Annotated in this window: 14 protein-coding genes; 7 read left to right on the forward strand and 7 right to left on the reverse strand. The window is 53.2% G+C overall.

Annotated elements, in window-relative coordinates:
- Window positions 1-29: 29 nt before the first annotated feature.
- From pabA to ppiA, 4 genes are all read right to left on the reverse strand, one after another.
- Entirely contained in the window at window positions 30-593 is a 564-nt protein-coding gene (pabA, locus tag OGX97_RS12800; protein WP_048236932.1) for an aminodeoxychorismate synthase component 2, read from the reverse strand.
- Window positions 594-624: 31 nt separating this feature from the next.
- Window positions 625-1227: a putative adenosine monophosphate-protein transferase Fic gene (locus OGX97_RS12805; RefSeq protein WP_005121664.1), complete on the reverse strand. Its 603-nt coding sequence runs from the start codon at window positions 1225-1227 to the stop codon at window positions 625-627.
- Window positions 1217-1384 (reverse strand): YhfG family protein, encoded by a 168-nt coding sequence (locus tag OGX97_RS12810; protein ID WP_008786305.1) that lies wholly within the window; start codon window positions 1382-1384, stop codon window positions 1217-1219. The genes OGX97_RS12805 and OGX97_RS12810 overlap by 11 nt, the downstream gene beginning before the upstream one ends.
- 106 nt (window positions 1385-1490) lie before the next feature.
- Window positions 1491-2063 (reverse strand): peptidylprolyl isomerase A, encoded by a 573-nt coding sequence (ppiA, locus tag OGX97_RS12815; RefSeq protein ID WP_003023595.1) that lies wholly within the window; start codon window positions 2061-2063, stop codon window positions 1491-1493.
- Window positions 2064-2327: 264 nt separating this feature from the next.
- On the opposite strand from ppiA, the gene tsgA reads away from it, so the two are divergent.
- The 7 genes from tsgA (at window position 2328) to OGX97_RS12850 (ending at window position 15627) form a co-directional block, all read left to right on the forward strand.
- A complete protein-coding gene (tsgA, locus tag OGX97_RS12820) occupies window positions 2328-3509 on the forward strand; it encodes an MFS transporter TsgA (protein ID WP_032945197.1) in 1182 nt (393 codons plus the stop codon).
- Window positions 3510-3780: 271 nt separating this feature from the next.
- Complete coding sequence (gene nirB, locus OGX97_RS12825) at window positions 3781-6324, forward strand: NADPH-nitrite reductase large subunit (RefSeq protein ID WP_008786307.1); 2544 nt, start codon at window positions 3781-3783, stop codon at window positions 6322-6324.
- A complete protein-coding gene (gene nirD, locus OGX97_RS12830; protein ID WP_003023590.1) occupies window positions 6321-6647 on the forward strand; it encodes a nitrite reductase small subunit NirD in 327 nt (108 codons plus the stop codon). Before nirB ends, nirD begins: the two co-directional genes overlap by 4 nt.
- A gap of 186 nt (window positions 6648-6833) precedes the next feature.
- The gene (gene nirC, locus OGX97_RS12835; RefSeq protein WP_008786308.1) at window positions 6834-7643 is read left to right on the forward strand and encodes a nitrite transporter NirC; all 810 of its coding nucleotides are present in this window, start codon (window positions 6834-6836) and stop codon (window positions 7641-7643) included.
- Between the two features lie 11 nt (window positions 7644-7654).
- A complete protein-coding gene (gene cysG, locus OGX97_RS12840) occupies window positions 7655-9028 on the forward strand; it encodes a siroheme synthase CysG (protein ID WP_235126396.1) in 1374 nt (457 codons plus the stop codon).
- A gap of 319 nt (window positions 9029-9347) precedes the next feature.
- The gene (locus OGX97_RS12845; protein ID WP_235126388.1) at window positions 9348-15260 is read left to right on the forward strand and encodes an autotransporter adhesin BigA; all 5913 of its coding nucleotides are present in this window, start codon (window positions 9348-9350) and stop codon (window positions 15258-15260) included.
- A 196-nt stretch (window positions 15261-15456) separates the two neighbouring features.
- Window positions 15457-15627, forward strand: coding sequence for a YhfL family protein (locus tag OGX97_RS12850; protein WP_048236937.1), 171 nt, complete (start codon window positions 15457-15459; stop codon window positions 15625-15627).
- A 67-nt stretch (window positions 15628-15694) separates the two neighbouring features.
- Here the strand turns inward: OGX97_RS12850 and OGX97_RS12855 are convergent, their stop codons facing one another.
- From OGX97_RS12855 to OGX97_RS12865, 3 genes are read right to left on the reverse strand one after another with little or no spacing between them, the layout of a single operon-like run.
- On the reverse strand, window positions 15695-16789 hold the full coding sequence (locus OGX97_RS12855) for an aminotransferase class I/II-fold pyridoxal phosphate-dependent enzyme (RefSeq protein WP_235126378.1): 1095 nt from the start codon (window positions 16787-16789) through the stop codon (window positions 15695-15697).
- A 13-nt stretch (window positions 16790-16802) separates the two neighbouring features.
- On the reverse strand, window positions 16803-18107 hold the full coding sequence (locus tag OGX97_RS12860; RefSeq protein WP_235126376.1) for a YhfT family protein: 1305 nt from the start codon (window positions 18105-18107) through the stop codon (window positions 16803-16805).
- A gap of 11 nt (window positions 18108-18118) precedes the next feature.
- On the reverse strand, window positions 18119-18472 hold the full coding sequence (locus OGX97_RS12865) for a DUF2620 domain-containing protein (RefSeq protein WP_003023576.1): 354 nt from the start codon (window positions 18470-18472) through the stop codon (window positions 18119-18121).
- Window positions 18473-18481 lie beyond the last annotated feature (9 nt).

The following is an 18481-nucleotide window of genomic DNA, read 5'->3' on the forward strand; positions in this document are numbered from 1 at the left end:
ATAAAAAATCACTGAATAGCAACTACAAATCAGCGATTGAGAAAATTAGCCAGCAGCTGATGCCCCTGTTCGCTGAGAATACTCTCCGGGTGAAACTGTACCCCTTCCATATCCCACTCGCGGTGACGAATGCCCATAATCTCCTGCGTTTCACTCCAGGCTGTTACCTCAAAGCACTCGGGAAGCGTCTCAGGGGCAACCACCAGAGAGTGGTAGCGCGTCACCGTTAATGGGTTAGCGAGTCCCTGAAAAACACCCTGCCCGGTATGGGTAATCGGCGAGGTTTTACCGTGCATCACTTTAGCCGCCCGAACTACGCTCGCGCCAAAGGCCTGCGCCATCGCCTGGTGGCCAAGACAAACACCCAACAAGGGAAGCTTACCGGCGAAATGACGAATAACGTCCAGTGAGATACCGGCGTCATCCGGCGTGCATGGCCCAGGGGAAATCACGATTTTTTGCGGGTTCAGCGCGTCGATTTGCGCCAGCGTCAGCTCGTCGTTGCGCCGGACAAGGACATCAGCGCCCAGTTCGCAGAAGTATTGGTACAGGTTCCAGGTAAAAGAATCATAGTTATCAATAAGCAGGATCATGGCGGCTCCGGTACATAAGAACCGCGCTATTCTACTCAGTTTCCGGGGCTTCGCTTACCACTTTACGAAATATCGCCCGCAGTGCAGACAGGTCACCCATCGCCCCGCTCTGATTAGCCTGATTCCACTCCTCAACCGGAATGCCATCCCAGCTCAGCATATACCCGGCATGAATCGCTAACTGTTCGAAGAAAATACGCTGCGCCAGGCCACTGCCAATGCGAAACGGATGCAGCACATTGATTTCGCAATAATAGTGCGCAAGACGATCGACAAACTTGTCTTCCGGTAATCCCACCAGCCAGGACTCATCTTCCAGGTCCTGCATCAGCGCATTGCCCTCTTTCTCGATATAGGCGAAGTGGCAAAAGCGAGTATCGCCCTGGTAAATATCGACTTCACGCAGGTGTCCCGCCCAGTCAAAAATATCCCGATACAGCTGGCGATGAATGGCGCACAGGTGCGGTAAGCCCCGTTTAAGCGGCCCCAATTCGATAGTCGCCGCACGCAGCGCTGTCAGTTCATAAGCCGCCTGCGCTAAACGCTGCGCCTGATGAATCCCCAGACGGTTACGCATGACATTCAGGCCCGGATATAAATACGGGTCGCGACCATCACCGAATTTATCGCTCATAGTGCCTCCTCAGCTCTTCAAGACGCGCCTGGGCGTCTTCAGCACTCAGAGTAACCCGTGGAATATCTACGCCTTCCAGCCGTCGGCTGGCCTGGAAATTGGTGTTTCGCCGTTGTTCCCACAGCCTGGACTTTTGTTTATCGGTGAGTTTTTTCACGTGACCTCCCTGAATGAGCCGACACTTGCCACAAGTATAAGCAGCAATTTCGGGTTACGCAGAGAGAGGGGGGAACGCGGGCAAGAACTACCCGCGCAAGATACGATTACGGCAGGACTTTAGCAGAAAGGATAACAATCGGTTTTGACGGGACATTCTGGTATGGACCGACATCATGGGTCTGTACCTGAGAGATCTTATCCGCGACATCCATACCTTTCACAACTTTACCGAAAACAGCGTAGCCAAAGTCGCGCTGGCCGTGATCGAGGAAAGCGTTATCTGCAATGTTGATAAAGAACTGGCTGGTCGCGCTGTCTTTATCCGCTGTACGCGCCATAGCAATCGTGCCGCGAGTGTTACGCAGTCCGTTATCGGCTTCATTCTTGATTGGCGGGTTAGGTTTCTTCTGCTGCATCTGCTCGGTAAAACCGCCGCCCTGCACCATGAAGCCTGGGATCACACGGTGGAACGTGGTGTTGTTATAGAAACCACTGTTGACATAATCGACAAAGTTTTGCACTGAAACCGGGGCTTTCTGACTGTTCAGCTCCAGCTCAATGTTACCAGCAGAGGTTGTCAGCAGAACATGTGGATCACCTTTTGCTGCCAGTGCTGCGGGGGAGAGAGCAGAAAGAGCGAGAACAGCTGCAACAGCCGCCAGAGTCGATTTGAGCATGAGAATTCCTTAACAAGAGCAGAAATGAAGCAAGTGAATTGATTCTAAAGAGCCTTCAAGGACAAGGCCATCCCTTTACTTAATTTTACGTACCTGAAACAAATGTAACCTCATGGCTGCAAGTATCAATGTGATCAAGATCACATAGAAAAATGTAACGCGCCAAGTTATTACCAATAAATATTTAAATGCGTCACTAAAGCGCCTAAAATCTGCCCGCTCACGGCGCAGTCAATGCGCCTTACACTTCTATACAGGCCAGTCATGACTAACAGCAATCGCATCAAGCTCACATGGATTAGCTTTCTCTCCTACGCCCTGACAGGTGCGTTGGTAATTGTCACCGGGATGGTGATGGGAAACATCGCAGATTACTTCCATTTGCCCGTTTCCAGCATGAGTAACACCTTCACCTTCCTGAATGCCGGCATTCTGATCTCTATCTTTCTGAATGCATGGTTAATGGAAATCGTGCCACTGAAAACCCAGTTGCGCTTCGGCTTTATCCTGATGGTACTGGCCGTTGCCGGACTGATGTTCAGCCATAGCCTGGCCTTGTTCTCCGCCGCCATGTTTGTTTTGGGCCTGGTGAGCGGTATTACCATGTCGATTGGTACGTTCCTGGTAACTCAAATGTACGAAGGTCGCCAGCGCGGTTCCCGCCTGCTGTTTACTGACTCCTTCTTCAGCATGGCCGGCATGATTTTCCCGATGGTTGCCGCGTTCCTGTTAGCGCGCAGCATCGAATGGTATTGGGTCTATGCCTGCATCGGCCTCGTATACGTCGCCATTTTCCTGCTGACCTTCGGTTGTGAATTCCCGGCACTGGGTAAACACGCTCAGCAGTCAGACGCGCCGGTAGTAAAAGAAAAATGGGGGATTGGCGTGCTGTTTCTGGCGATCGCCGCGCTGTGCTACATCCTCGGTCAGTTGGGTTTTATCTCCTGGGTCCCGGAGTACGCCAAAAGTCTGGGCATGAGCCTGAACGATGCGGGTAAACTGGTCAGCGACTTCTGGATGTCTTACATGGTTGGCATGTGGGCATTTAGCTTTATTCTGCGTTTCTTCGATTTGCAGCGTATCCTGACCGTACTGGCGGGTCTGGCTACCGTCCTGATGTATCTGTTTATCACCGGTACGCCAGAGCATATGCCGTGGTTTATTATGACGCTGGGCTTCTTCTCCAGTGCGATTTATACCACCATCATTACCCTTGGCTCCCAGCAGACTAAGGTCGCCTCACCCAAACTGGTTAACTTCGTTCTGACCTGCGGCACCATCGGCACCATGCTCACTTTCGTCGTCACCGGCCCTATCGTGGCACACAGCGGCCCGCAGGCGGCATTGCAAACAGCTAACGGCTTGTATGCGGTTGTATTCGTGATGTGCTTTATTCTTGGGTTTGTCACGCGCCATCGCCAGCATAACGCCCCAGCAACGCATTAATCTCACTGCCGGATGGTACCCACATCATCCGGCACATTCTCGCCCTCCTCTTCTTTCACTGGTCATGTAGGCCAATTCTTACAAAAACCCCTTAATTTGTACGCTATTTATACAAACACGAAAACCCAAATAATTCCGTCACTTATAAAAATGCTGACAAATCAGTTATATACCTCTTAAGGAGTATATAAGGGCGAATTTGATTTGCATCAATAAGCGCGGTTGCTGAATCGTTAAGGTAGGCAGTAATAGAAAAGAAATCGAGGCAAAAATGAGCAAAGTCAGACTCGCTATTATCGGTAATGGTATGGTCGGCCATCGCTTTATTGAGGATCTTCTTGATAAATCCGACGCTGCCAATTTTGATATTACCGTCTTCTGTGAAGAACCCCGCAAAGCGTACGACCGCGTACACCTGTCTTCCTACTTCTCCCACCACACCGCCGAAGAGCTTTCTCTGGTGCGTGAAGGATTCTACGAGAAGCACGGCGTTAAGGTGTTAGTGGGCGAGCGCGCAATTACCATTAACCGCCAGGAGAAGGTAATCCACTCCAGCGCAGGTCGTACGGTTTACTACGATAAGCTGATCATGGCGACGGGCTCTTACCCGTGGATCCCACCGATTAAAGGTTCGGAAACCCAGGACTGCTTCGTTTACCGCACCATCGAAGACCTCAACGCGATTGAGTCTTGCGCGCGCCGCAGCAAACGCGGTGCTGTTGTCGGCGGTGGTCTACTGGGCCTGGAAGCCGCCGGTGCGCTGAAAAGCCTCGGCGTTGAAACCCACGTGATTGAATTCGCCCCAATGCTGATGGCTGAACAGCTGGATCATATGGGTGGCGAGCAGTTACGTCGCAAAATTGAAAGCATGGGCGTGCGTGTGCACACCAGCAAAAACACCAAAGAGATCGTTCAGGAAGGCACCGAAGCGCGCAAAACCATGCGTTTTGCCGACGGTAGCGAACTGGAAGTCGATTTCATCGTCTTCTCTACCGGTATTCGTCCACGCGACAAACTGGCCACCCAGTGCGGCCTGGACGTCGCGCCACGCGGCGGGATCGTCATTAACGACACTTGCCAGACATCTGACCCGGACATCTATGCCATCGGCGAATGCGCCAGCTGGAACAACCGCGTGTATGGTCTGGTCGCTCCAGGCTATAAAATGGCGCAGGTTGCCGTTGACCATATTCTCGAAACTGAAAACGCCTTTGAAGGCGCAGACCTGAGCGCCAAGCTGAAGCTGCTCGGCGTTGACGTCGGCGGTATTGGCGACGCGCATGCGCGCACGCCGGGCGCACGTAGCTACGTCTATCTCGACGAAAGCAAAGAAGTCTACAAACGCCTGATCGTTAGCGAAGATAACAAAACCCTGCTCGGCGCGGTTCTGGTGGGCGACACCAGCGATTACGGCAATCTGCTGCAACTGGTGCTGAACGCCATCGAACTGCCGGAAAACCCGGATTCACTGATTCTGCCAGCACACGCAGGCAGCGGTAAGCCGTCTATCGGTGTCGATAAACTGCCGGACAGCGCGCAGATTTGCTCCTGTTTTGACGTCACCAAAGGCATGCTGGTTGCCGCTATCAACAAGGGCTGCCATACCGTTGCGGCGCTGAAAGCGGAAACCAAAGCCGGTACCGGCTGCGGCGGGTGTATCCCGCTGGTAACGCAGGTCCTGAACGCCGAACTGGCGAAACAGGGTATCGAAGTTAACAACAACCTGTGTGAACACTTCCCGTACTCACGTCAGGAACTGTTCCATCTCATCCGCGTAGAAGGCATCAAAACCTTCGAAGAGCTGCTGGCAAAACACGGGAAAGGTTACGGCTGCGAAGTGTGTAAACCTACCGTAGGTTCCCTGCTGGCTTCCTGCTGGAATGAGTACATCCTCAAACCGCAGCACACGCCGTTGCAGGACACCAACGACAACTTCCTGGCGAACATCCAGAAAGACGGTACTTATTCCGTGATCCCGCGCTCTGCGGGTGGCGAAATTACCCCTGAAGGCCTGGTAGCTGTGGGCCGTATCGCGCGTGAATTTAACCTGTACACCAAAATTACCGGTTCTCAGCGTATCGGCCTGTTCGGCGCGCAGAAAGATGACCTGCCGGAAATCTGGCGTCAGCTGATTGAAGCCGGTTTTGAAACCGGTCACGCGTATGCCAAAGCGCTGCGTATGGCAAAAACCTGCGTAGGCAGCACCTGGTGCCGTTACGGCGTCGGCGATAGCGTGGGCTTCGGCGTGGAGCTGGAAAATCGCTACAAAGGCATTCGTACCCCGCACAAAATGAAATTCGGCGTCTCCGGCTGTACCCGTGAATGTGCGGAAGCTCAGGGTAAAGACGTGGGTATCATCGCCACTGAGAAAGGCTGGAACCTGTACGTTTGCGGTAACGGCGGGATGAAACCTCGTCATGCAGACCTGCTGGCAGCGGATATCGATCGCGAAACGCTGCTCAAGTACCTTGACCGTTTCATGATGTTCTACATCCGTACTGCCGACAAACTGACCCGTACCGCACCGTGGTTAGACAATCTGGAAGGCGGTATCGAGTATCTGAAGTCCGTCATCATCGACGACAAGTTGGGCCTGAACCAACATCTTGAAGAAGAGATGGCCCGTCTGCGTGAAGCTGTGGTGTGTGAGTGGACAGAAACCGTTAACACCCCATCCGCGCAGGTTCGCTTCAAACACTTTATCAACAGCGAAAAACGCGATCCGAATGTCCAGGTTGTGCCTGAACGTGAACAACATCGTCCGGCCACGCCTTATGAGCGTATCCCGGTGACTCTGGTGGAGGAAAACGCATGAGCCAGTGGAAAAACATCTGCAAAATCGATGACATTCTGCCTGCAACAGGCGTCTGCGCCCTGTTAGGTAACGAGCAGGTTGCGATTTTCCGCCCGTATCACAGCGACCAGGTGTTTGCGATCAGCAACATCGACCCGTTCTTTGAGTCCAGCGTGCTTTCTCGTGGGCTGATTGCTGAACATCAGGGCGAATTGTGGGTTGCTAGCCCGCTGAAAAAACAGCGTTTTCGCTTAAGCGACGGTCTGTGCATGGAAGACGAACAGTTCTCCGTGAAACATTACGAAGCGCGAGTGAAAGACGGCACGGTGCAACTGCGCGGTTAATTAATTTTGGGAGGCGCAACGCCTCCCCTTTTTTGACGTATTTGTAGGTCTTTTAATGGTAGGCCTGATAAGCGTAGCGCCATCAGGCAATTGCACAGGCACATTGCCGGATGGCGGCATAAATGCCTTGTCCGGCCTACGGTTACGATTTCTTTTTATTGTTTGTACTTCAAGGATAATCAACACATGTTCACAGACACTATTAATAAGTGTGCGGCTAACGCTGCGCGCATCGCACGCCTGTCGGCTAATAACCCGCTTGGATTCTGGATCAGTTCGGCAATGGCGGGAGCCTATGTGGGTCTCGGCATCATTCTTATTTTCACCCTCGGTAATCTGCTCGACCCGTCCGTTCGTCCTCTGGTGATGGGTGCAACCTTTGGTATCGCCTTAACGCTGGTCATTATTGCCGGTTCGGAACTGTTTACCGGTCACACCATGTTTCTGACACTCGGCGTCAAAGCAGGCACCATCAGCCACGGTCAGATGTGGGCAATCCTGCCAAAAACATGGCTGGGTAACCTGGTCGGTTCCGTGTTTGTCGCCCTGCTTTACAGCTGGGGTGGCGGTAGCCTGCTGCCGGTCGATACCAGCATCGTCCATTCGGTTGCTCTGGCGAAAACGACCGCGCCTGCAATGGTTTTGTTCTTTAAAGGCGCACTGTGTAACTGGTTGGTTTGTCTGGCAATCTGGATGGCAATCCGTACCGAAGGCGCGGCAAAATTCCTCGCTATCTGGTGGTGTCTGCTGGCGTTTATCGCTTCCGGCTACGAGCACTCCGTTGCCAACATGACGCTGTTTGCCCTCTCCTGGTTCGGCCACCACAGCGAAGCCTATACCCTGTCAGGAATTGGTCATAACCTGCTGTGGGTGACACTCGGTAATACTTTGTCCGGTGTCGTATTCATGGGATTGGGTTATTGGTATGCTACGCCAAAATCGGAGCGTCCGGCTCCGGCAAAAATCAATCAGCCAGAGGCTGCTGCCAATAATTAAGGGGTAATGTCGTGGATCATTTGCCTATATTTTGTCAACTACGTGACCGCGACTGCTTGATCGTCGGCGGTGGTGATGTCGCAGAACGCAAAGCGCGGTTACTGCTGGAAGCGGGCGCCCGTTTAACGGTTAATGCGCTGGCGTTTATTCCGCAGTTCAAAGTATGGGCAGATGAAAACATGCTGACGCTGGTTGAGGGGCCGTTCGATGAGTCCCTGCTCGACACCTGCTGGTTGGCTATTGCCGCCACCGATGACGATGCCGTCAATCAAAGCGTCAGCACCGCCGCAGAATCACGTCGTATCTTCTGCAACGTGGTCGATGCGCCAAAAGCAGCCAGTTTTATCATGCCCTCCATTATCGACCGCTCACCGCTGATGGTGGCGGTCTCCTCCGGCGGGACATCGCCAGTGCTTGCCCGTCTGCTGCGTGAAAGGCTTGAATCCGTACTGCCTCAGCATCTGGGCCAGGTCGCGCAGTATGCCGGCAAGTTGCGTTCCCGAGTGAAGCAACAGTTTGGCAGCATGGGTGAACGTCGCCGCTTCTGGGAAAAATTGTTCGTGAATGACCGCCTGGCGCAGTCGTTGGCGAACAATGACCTGAAAGCCGTCGAGGAAACCACTGAGCAAATGCTCAGCGAACCGCTGGATCACCGTGGTGAAGTGGTGCTGGTTGGCGCCGGCCCTGGCGATGCCGGCCTGCTGACGCTGAAAGGGCTACAGCAGATCCAGCAAGCGGATGTCGTGGTCTATGACCGTCTGGTTTCCGACGACATCATGAACCTTGTACGCCGCGATGCAGACCGAGTGTTCGTCGGTAAACGTGCGGGCTATCACTGCGTACCGCAGGAAGAGATCAACCAGATCCTGCTGCGTGAAGCACAACAGGGCAAGCGCGTGGTACGACTGAAAGGTGGCGACCCGTTCATCTTTGGCCGCGGTGGCGAAGAGCTGGAAACGCTGTGCCATGCCGGTATCCCATTCTCTGTAGTGCCGGGTATTACCGCAGCCTCCGGTTGTTCTGCCTATTCCGGCATTCCACTGACCCATCGTGATTACGCTCAGAGCGTGCGTCTGGTTACCGGACACCTGAAAACCGGCGGTGAGCTGGACTGGGAAAACCTGGCAGCAGAGAAACAAACGCTGGTGTTCTACATGGGGCTGAACCAGGCGGCCACGATTCAGGAAAAATTGATCGAATTTGGCATGCAGCCCGATATGCCCGTCGCCCTGGTAGAAAACGGTACCTCCGTGAAACAGCGTGTCGTCAATGGCGAGCTGACTCAGCTAGGAGAGTTGGCGCAACAGGTTGAAAGCCCAGCGTTAATTATTGTTGGTCGTGTGGTAGGCCTTCGCGATAAGCTGAACTGGTTCTCAAACCATTAATTGAATGCAAATAAATGCCCTGACTATCAGGGCATTTATTTTTCTCGTTTATTATTCATGATTTATTCTCAAACCTGAATTAAGAAAGACTAAACTCATTCACCAACAAAATAAATTTGCGCTCTAATTTATAAAAATCGCGTAAAAAATCTATTTATAGCCGTATAACCCATAAATTCAATTCATATCCTAAATAATACATGACCATTGAGTAATTTGACGAAGCACGGTCATTCAGTGGCAAAATAATAAATTACCTCGAAATAAATTTATGCCTTCAATGGCATATTTTGTGCGTATTTATTTAAGGATGTCGATTATGCAAAGGAAAAAACTCATTGCTGTGGGTATTGCTCTTGCGTTGCAAACTTACTATCTCCCGGCGATAGCCGCAGATAGTAGCGACGATGACAATGATTGCCCTACTGATATATCCGTATTATCAAAAGCCGAACGTGACAAACTCTCCCCACGCTGCCTGGCAGATTATACAGAACAAGACAATCACTGGGGATGGGTCGCAGGTGGTGTCGCTGCGCTAACAGCTGGTGTAGCGATAGGTATCGATAACAATGGCGGCGGCCATTCCCACCATAATGATACTCCGGCAACCCCATCAGATAATGGCGATGTAACGCCCACACCTCCTGACGACGATAGCGGCGATGTAACGCCCACGCCTCCCGATGACGATGGCGGCGATGTAACCCCCACGCCTCCCGACGACGATGGCGGCGATGTAACCCCCACGCCTCCCGATGACGATGGCGGCGATGTAACACCTACACCTCCTGATGATACCTCTGTTATTACCTTCAGTAACGGCGTCACCATCGATAAAGGCCTGAACACACTGACATTTGACGGTATCAAGCTGGATAGCGGCACGGACCTCGGCGGCGCCGTATGGAATTACGTCGAACAGGACGATCGGTGGCAGATCGCATTACAAGACGGTAAAACGCTGCTGGTTTCCGACTGGAAAGTGACAGACGAGAATGCCGCCGTCATTGAAGGTACGGTACAAGGAAGCGGCCTGTACTGGAAATATGACAACCAGGGATACCTGATCGTTGCCGATGACCAGACAACCGTCGTCGCTGGCGATGACGCTTCAAATACTGCCGATCGCGGGGTTGATACCCGTGGTGAAGGTAAAACTGGCGTCATCATCTCCGGCGATCGGACAAACAACGCGTTAAGCGGTGATTCCTCCGTCAGCGATGGTGCGGTCGGCATCGTCATTACCGGTGACAACACCACCAATACGATTTCAGGACAAAGCAACGTCGACAGCGCAACCGGCGCGCTGATTTCAGGTAACGGCACCACCACCCGCATTTCCGGTGGCATTGACGTCACAGGTGGCGGCACCGGCATGGTGATCGATGGCAACGAAACCACGGTGGCGAATACCGGCACCTCTAACATCAGCGGTCAAGGTTCAACCGGCTCCATCGTCAATGGCGACAACTCGCACGTTATCAACGATGGCGAACTCTATGTGGCCGACGGCGCTACCGGGGCAAAGATTACCGGTGATGATGTCCTCATCGACAATAAAGGCGATACCACCGCCAGCGGCGCAGGTTCTACCGGGCTATATATTGACGGCGACAACGCAACCATTAACAGCGAAGGGAAGCAGGATATTTCCGGCGGCGCAACGGGCATCCTGATTAACGGCAACAGCGCCACCTTCGATAATATCGGCACCACCGATGTCAGCGGCGCAGGCTCTATCGGTATCAGCATCACCGGCGACAAAACGCGCATTACTAACGATGGCGAACTAAACGTTACCGACGGCGCGACCGGAGCCAAAATGACCGGTGACGGTGCGGTGATTGATAACACCGGCGACTCAACGGTCACCGGCGCGGGGTCAACCGGGCTGTACATCGCGGGAAATAAGGCGCTGGTTATTGGCGAAGGAGATCAAACCATTGCGCAGGGCGCAACGGGTACCGTCATTGCGGGCGATAATTCCCGAATCGCGAATACGGGTGATATCACCGTGGATGGCGCGGGCTCTATCGCTGCAGTCATTGATGGAAATGATAATAGCCTGACTCAGGCAGGTGACATGCTGGTCACCAACGGCGCGACGGGTATCGTCACTGACGGGGCGGGTAACGAAATCAAAAACACCGGCAACGCGACCGTGCGCGATGCAAACTCCGTGGGTTTTGTGATCGATGGTGAAAGAAATGTCTTTAATAATAAAGGGAATATCGACGTCAGCCTGAATGGTACTGGCGCAAAAATGAGTGGCGACTCGTCACAGGCAACGCTGGATGGTGATATCAATGTGACCGCTGTCGAGGACAGCAACGGCCTATACCGTGGTGCACAGGGCCTCGATATGGCGGGTGATAACAATACGCTGAATATTACCGGCAACGTCACAATCAGCGGTGACTATGACGCAGATAGCCAGATGGCCAGCAACAGCGATACCCTCCAGGGAATCACCGTCAGCGGCACGAACAATCAGGTGGATCTAACCGGCTCGCTTAACATCAATGTTAGCGATGTGAGCACGGTAAGTGGACAGTGGCTGGATACATACGGCCTCACGGTCAAAGGTGATGGCAATACCGTCAATCTGATGGGCGGTATTGATATCAACTACGCCGAAAATGGCGATGGCGAAGTATCGTCTGTTACAGGCATAAATATAGACGGAGCTAGCAGTGTCACATTAAGCGGTGAGTCCACATTGAATATCACCACCCTCCCCGGCGGCTCAGTGACACTGGCCAATGTACAAAACGGCGGCAGCTTAACGTTAGACCAAAACTCTGTAATTAAAATCACAGAAACAGTTTTGCCCAGTGAGCATTACACCTACAACGCAATACTAACCGCAAAAGGCCAGGGTTCATCGATCGATAATCAGGGAGCCATCGTTGATGACGGCGCTGTCGCCCTATTATTCGCCCGCAGCGGCGCACAGGCAAAAAACAGTGGTGATATTAGCGCCTATGCCACAAGCGGTCATGACAACCGTAATGCAATCACTGCGGCTACCGATCAAGGATCGATAGTTAGCAACGCAGCGGGAGGATCAATCACGCTGGTATCGTCACTAACCCCAGGCAGCGATGGAGGAATAGGAACCTTCCCGTTGATTTGGTACAGCAATACGCTGTATGCCATGCTGGCGGAAAACTACGGCGAAGTGCGCAACGAGGCAGGCGCCACAATAAATCTCCAGGGGGCGGGGGTCTATGGTGTATCCGCCAGTAAAGGGACGGCCCTCAATGCCGGAGATATTTACCTGGACGGCTTTGTCCCGACGCTGAACGACGATAATACCGTCGCCAGCAAAAGTTACTGGTCACCATCACAACTCTATCTGACCAGCTCGGCAATGGTGGCAGGCACCACCGACGGTGGTTATGGCGATGCAACCGCCACCAATACAGGCACCATTACCGTCAATAATGCGGGCTTCGGTATGATGGCACTTAACGGCGGCACAGCCATTAACCAGGGCACTATTAACCTGACCGCCGATGCAGGCGTCACCAAAACCGATGATAACCAACTGGTGGGCATGGCGGCGCTGAATGGTGGCATCGTGATTAACGACACCACAGGGACCATCAATATTGATGCCAATTACGGCAAGCCTTTCCTGACTGACAGCAAAAGTACCGTGGTTAACTACGGTACGGTCTGTTATGACAGCAACTGCCAGGGCAGCGACGACTACAACCCAACCGACAGCAACGTTTCCCATACTTTTGCTGATGGCGATGTCATTACCGCCGCAGGCGAAACGCTTACCGGCGAAACCATCATTACCAATCCGGTCGCAACGGAAACCGTACACATTAGCAACGCGGGCACCGTCAGCGGCGGCAAGGTCATCGTTAAAAATTACGGCGATTTAACCAATGCCGACACCGGCAGCATCAGCAGCGTCAGTATTGCAACAGGCGGCACCTATACCAACGAAGGTACAACAGCGGCAGTCTCCGTTGACGGCGGTGTCTTCAACAATACAGGCACCGTGACCGGGAAAACCGGCACCACCGTCGCAGGTTCCATTATCAACAACAGCGGGTCCATGAACACGGTTGAGCAATGGTCCAGCACCATGAACAATACCGGCATCGTGACGGACTGGACCGGCGCATCGGGTGGTGCGGTACTGAACAACAACGCTGGCGGCGAAGTCGATAAACTCAAATTTACCGCTGCCGCAACCGTCAATAACGCGGGTGTCATTAATAACGGTACCGTCGATAAAAACGGTACGCTCAATAATCTTGAAGGCGGCGTGATGACGCTGGCAGATAACGCCCTGTGGTCCGGCGCCTTCAATAACTGGGGGACAGTGAACAGCGATGCCGATATCGCCACTGGCGGGAGCGGGCACACGCTGTACAACGGCAGCACTGGCGTCATTAACGGACAGGTCACTACCTCGAAAAATAATGGCGGCAGTAAAGCCATTAACGACGGCACCATCAACATTGATAAAACCAACAATGTGGCGATGTCCGCGCACGGCAGCGCGAAGATGGTCAATAACGGCACCATCAATGTGGGAACCGAAGGTACCACACAAACCGGTATGGTCGGGATGCAGCTGGAATCAGATGCCAAATCCGATGCGGTGATCGAAAATAACGGCACCATCAATATTTACGCCAGCAACTCCTACGCCTTCAGCCAGTTGGGCAGTAACGGCCATATCGTCAACAACGGCACGGTCTACATTGATGACAACGTGACTGGCTCCGGCTTTATCAAGCAGGATGGTAAAACCATTGAAGGCAGCGGCAAAAAAGGTGACGGTACGGAAGTGCATTATGTTGGCTTCACGGCCCCCACGGAACCTGCTATTACCGATGGCATGACAACCGTTACCACCAGCGACAGTGCAGATTCAACGGCCACCAACAACCTGTCGGGCTATGTGGTCGGCACCAGCGCTGATGGCAGCGCCGGTAAGTTGATGGTCAGCAATGCCAGCATGAACGGCGTGGAGATTAACACCGGTTTTACCGCAGGTACTGCCGACACCACCGTCAGCTTTGACAACGTGGTCGAGGGCAGCAACCTGTCCGACGCAGGTGCCATTCAGTCCACCTCCGTGGTGTGGAATGCACAGGGCAGCACCGATGCCAGCGGCAACGTTGACGTCACCATGACCAAAAACGCCTATGCCGATGTAGCAACCGATAGTTCCGTCAGTGACGTGGCGCAGGCGCTCGACGCCGGTTACACCAACAACGAGCTGTACACCAGCCTCAACGTTGGCTCCACCGCTGAACTGAACAACGCGCTTAAGCAGGTGAGCGGCAGTCAGGCTATCACCGCGTTCCGTGAAGCCCGCGTGCTAAGCAACCGCTTTACCATGCTGGCCGATGCCGCGCCGCAAATTAAAGATGGCCTGGCGTTCAACGTCGTAGCGAAAGGCGACCCACGCGCTGAGTTGGGCAACGATACCCAGTACGACATGCTGGCATTACGTCAGTCGTTGGATCTCACCGCCAGCCAGAATCTGACGCTGGAGTACGGCATCGCGCGCCTGGACGGTGACGGTTCGAAGACCGCGGGCGACAACGGCCTGACCGGCGGCTACAGCCAGTTCTTTGGTCTGAAGCACAGCATGGCGTTTAATGAAGGTCTGGCGTGGAAGAACAGCCTGCGTTATGACGTACACAACCTCGACAGTAGCCGTTCTGTCTCTTATGGCGACACCAACAAGGTGGCGGATTCCAACGCACGTCAGCAGTATCTTGAGTTCCGCAGCGAAGGGGCGAAAACCTTCACCATGCTCAACGATACGTTGAAAGTCACGCCGTACGCCGGGGTGAAATTCCGTCATACGCTGGAAGGCAGCTATAAAGAGCGTAGTGCGGGTGATTTCAACCTGTCGATGAACGCTGGCAGCGAAACCGCTGTGGATTCCATTGTCGGAATGAAGTTCGACTATACCGGTGAAAATGGCTGGAGCGCCAGCGCCACACTGGAAGGCGGTCCGAACCTGAGCTACAGCAAGAGCCAGCGTACTGCGTCACTGCAAGGTGCCGCAGGCCAGTCCTTTGGCGTAGACGACGACCAAAAAGGCGGAGGCATCAACGGCCTGGCGACGGTCGGTGTGAAATACAGCGCCAAAGACGCCAGCCTGAAGCTGGACGCTTACCAGTGGAAAGAGGACAACATCAGCGATAAAGGCTTTATGTTGAATTTCAGAAAAACATTTCGCTAATTAATTAAACCCGCAGCCTGGTATTATTTATTAATACCAGGCTTTTTTATTTAAATTCAATTCACTAATCGTATGTTTTATATATAAAGCGACATGTCCTTTTCTGGACTACTTAAAGTTTATGTTAGTTGATATCTTATCCGGCGAAAAATGGACTTCATCCATTTAGAAATAGATATCTAACAAGGATTTTGACATGTTTAAATTTGCAAAAATCACCATCGTTGCTGGTGTTCTGGCTACGCTGACCGCGTGTACTGGTCATATCGAAAACACAAAAAATAACTGCAGCTACGATTATTTCCTGCATCCAGCAATTTCGATTTCTAAAATTATTGGTGGCTGTGGCCCGGCTGCGAATCAGTAATAGAAGCGATTGCGCAGATACAAAAAAACCGGGAACTTCCCGGTTTTTGCATTTATAGATTAGGTGCTCATTCACATGTTATCGCACTCACGCTCTCGCGCAAAATACGCAGCACCGTTTCTTCTCCACTTCGGTTTGGATTGATTCGAATCGCATAATCGCCCAGCGACGGATTTGCTTCGCGAAACGTCCCCGAAAGACGATAGAATAGTGGAGGGATCTCATACTTTGACTCTGCTCCCACCGGGTATGGCAGCGCACCTCTCTCTTGTGCCGCTTTCAGCACACGAGCGGCAATCGGCTGGTGAAACTCCACGATCAGCACCTTCGACTGAGCATTGGCGATGACGGCTTTTTTCACCTCGGGCAGCACTCCGCTATTGAGCATCGTCAGCAATCGTTCGGAAACGCCAGCCTGTACCGCATGCATCACCGGAGCGAAAACCAGGCCGCGGAGCACCTCCAGCGCCTGCGCTCCCTGAATCTGGCTACCACCGGAATAAAGCGTCGCACGGATTTTAGCGATAGCCTCCGCCTTGCCGACCACCGCCCCTACTCCCTCCGGACCAAAGAGCTTGAAGCAGGAAAAGGTAGACAGCGTCGCCCCACATTCACAGCCGATACCGTCAACCTTCATCACCGCGTAGTTATCGTCGGTTAACGTCGGCACGCCGCACTTTGTTATTTCCGCCAACACCTCGGCTAACACGTAACGATCCTGCGGTTGCTGACGCGTATGCTGCACCAGTGCGGCGTCGGGACGATGCTGCGTAATTGCCTGCGTGATTGCCGGGAGGCAGTTAAAATCCGCCCTGACCAGGGTAATACCCATCTGCTCAACGAGTACCTGCGTTGTGGGATACACCGGCGCATCATGAACCAGCAGACGCTGGCCGGGTTTGAGCAGCGCAGCCAGCCCGGCGCGAATAGCCCCGGTGCCCGCCCCCTGAACCAGCGCTGCGGCCTCAGCATGAAATGCCTCGGCCAGCACCTTTTCCACACGTTGCGTCACCCGAGGCTGATTTAGCCCCGGAGCCAATCCCAAATCACCTCCGGCCAGAAAATCAGCGCCAGGAAAGTGACGGCAAATCGTATCTACCAGCGCAAACTGCTTTTGCTGTGCTTGCGTGAGCGTCAGGCTTTGCAGAGGAAACGTCTTCATGTTTTACGCCTCCTCAGGCCGGAACAAACAGACCAAACCAGTAGAGAATATTCAGTACGATACCCGTGATCATCACCGCCACTACCGGCGCGGCCATCTTCTGTACCGGACGTCCAATCGATTCATTGAGGAAGTAGATCGCTACCGCAATTGAGAAACCGGTGTAGCCTGCCATCTTGATGGCGGCAAAAATCGAACCGATCAACAGTGCCATTTCCATCAGCATATTCATCGCATTACGAATATTGTCCGATGCGTTACGTACTGATGGATAACGCCCCAGCCATTTGCCAATAGAGCGCAGCAGCAGCACTTCCGCTGAAATCACGATAGCGCCAAGGATTGCCGCAATCCACGGATTCGGTGCCAGGTAGCCAACGGAATAAACGAAGGTGAAACCCGCTACCGCGTAAACGCCCGTCGCCAGCGCGGTTGTCGCAATCATCGGTACAAAGCCCAGCCCGCGCATAAACTCCGCCAACGCCGCCTGGTTAACCAACGTCTGCGACTGCTCCGGCGTAATCCCTGCCGAATAGGCTTTTTCCAGCGTAAAAATTGAGACCTCGCTACCTGCAAAAATTTTCATACTGGCAACGGCGGCAATCAGCGCGCCGACGATGGCAATATACGGCAGGTTTTTAATAATCCGCGAAGTTCGTTCTTCAAAGACCGATAGCCCGCTGGCATCCATCTCCTCATCACCGCGGTGGCGAATATCATGCGTAATGGCGATCGCCAGCAGCATCATCATCCCCACAAAAATCTCAATTGATTCTGGGTTCAGATGCGGGAAGTAACGCACCACCACCACGCGGGTCATCAGTACGACCACCGCCGCGATAATGCTGTACTTCCAGCCAAACTGGTAGAAAATCGCCACCAGCGGGAAGAGTGCGAATGCGGACACCACTGGAGAACTCAGTTCACCGAGGCTACCCAGCACATCAACCGGCAGCGCCGTGAGCAGATGGTTCACCGGCAGCAGGCAGGTCAGAATCAATACGCCCCAGATAGCGCCCAGACCGAACGCCAGCAGGCTGTTCATCGCCAGCACGCCGAGAATATCCGTCGGCAGGAACAGCAGCCAGGCGTTGAGCAAGCCGGTTTTCAGGGTAAAGGAGATCCCCACCGATGCCACAAAGCCGATACTCAGACCAAACGCGATACTTCCCGCCTCACGGCGATTCATGTACCCCTCGATCAGCTGCGGCAGAATCGGGCGGATGCCGTCATGAAAGACGGCCGCCGAGCGGTGAGCCAGAAGTGACGTCATGCCGGTCAGGCAGGCCACCACCACAATCTGAATATACAGATCCATAGTCATGCCTTTTATTTCAGGTGGTTAACCAGCATCGGAATCGCATGTTCAACATGTTCGACGGAGAGACCAAAAGCCACTTTCCCTTCCGCAACCATTTTTGCGATATGTTCATCTTTCGCCTTAATACCCGGCTTGGCGATAGTGCAGCTTTTGTTGTAGCCAATCACCGCGATAGCAATCGACAGCGCTGCACCCGCGCCGGTGTTACAAGCGCCGATGTAGTAATCCAGTTGTCCGGATTTCACCTTCATCGCCGCTTCCATATCGTTATGAATGGAGACTTCAAAGCAGCCCGGTGCTGCGGTTTCGATGGTCTTTTTAATCTGCTCACGCTGTAAGCCAGCAACGCCAATCTTTTTCATGATTCTGTC

Source organism: Citrobacter sp. Cpo061, from assembly GCF_030332845.1.
In the GTDB taxonomy this organism is placed as follows: domain Bacteria; phylum Pseudomonadota; class Gammaproteobacteria; order Enterobacterales; family Enterobacteriaceae; genus Citrobacter; species Citrobacter portucalensis.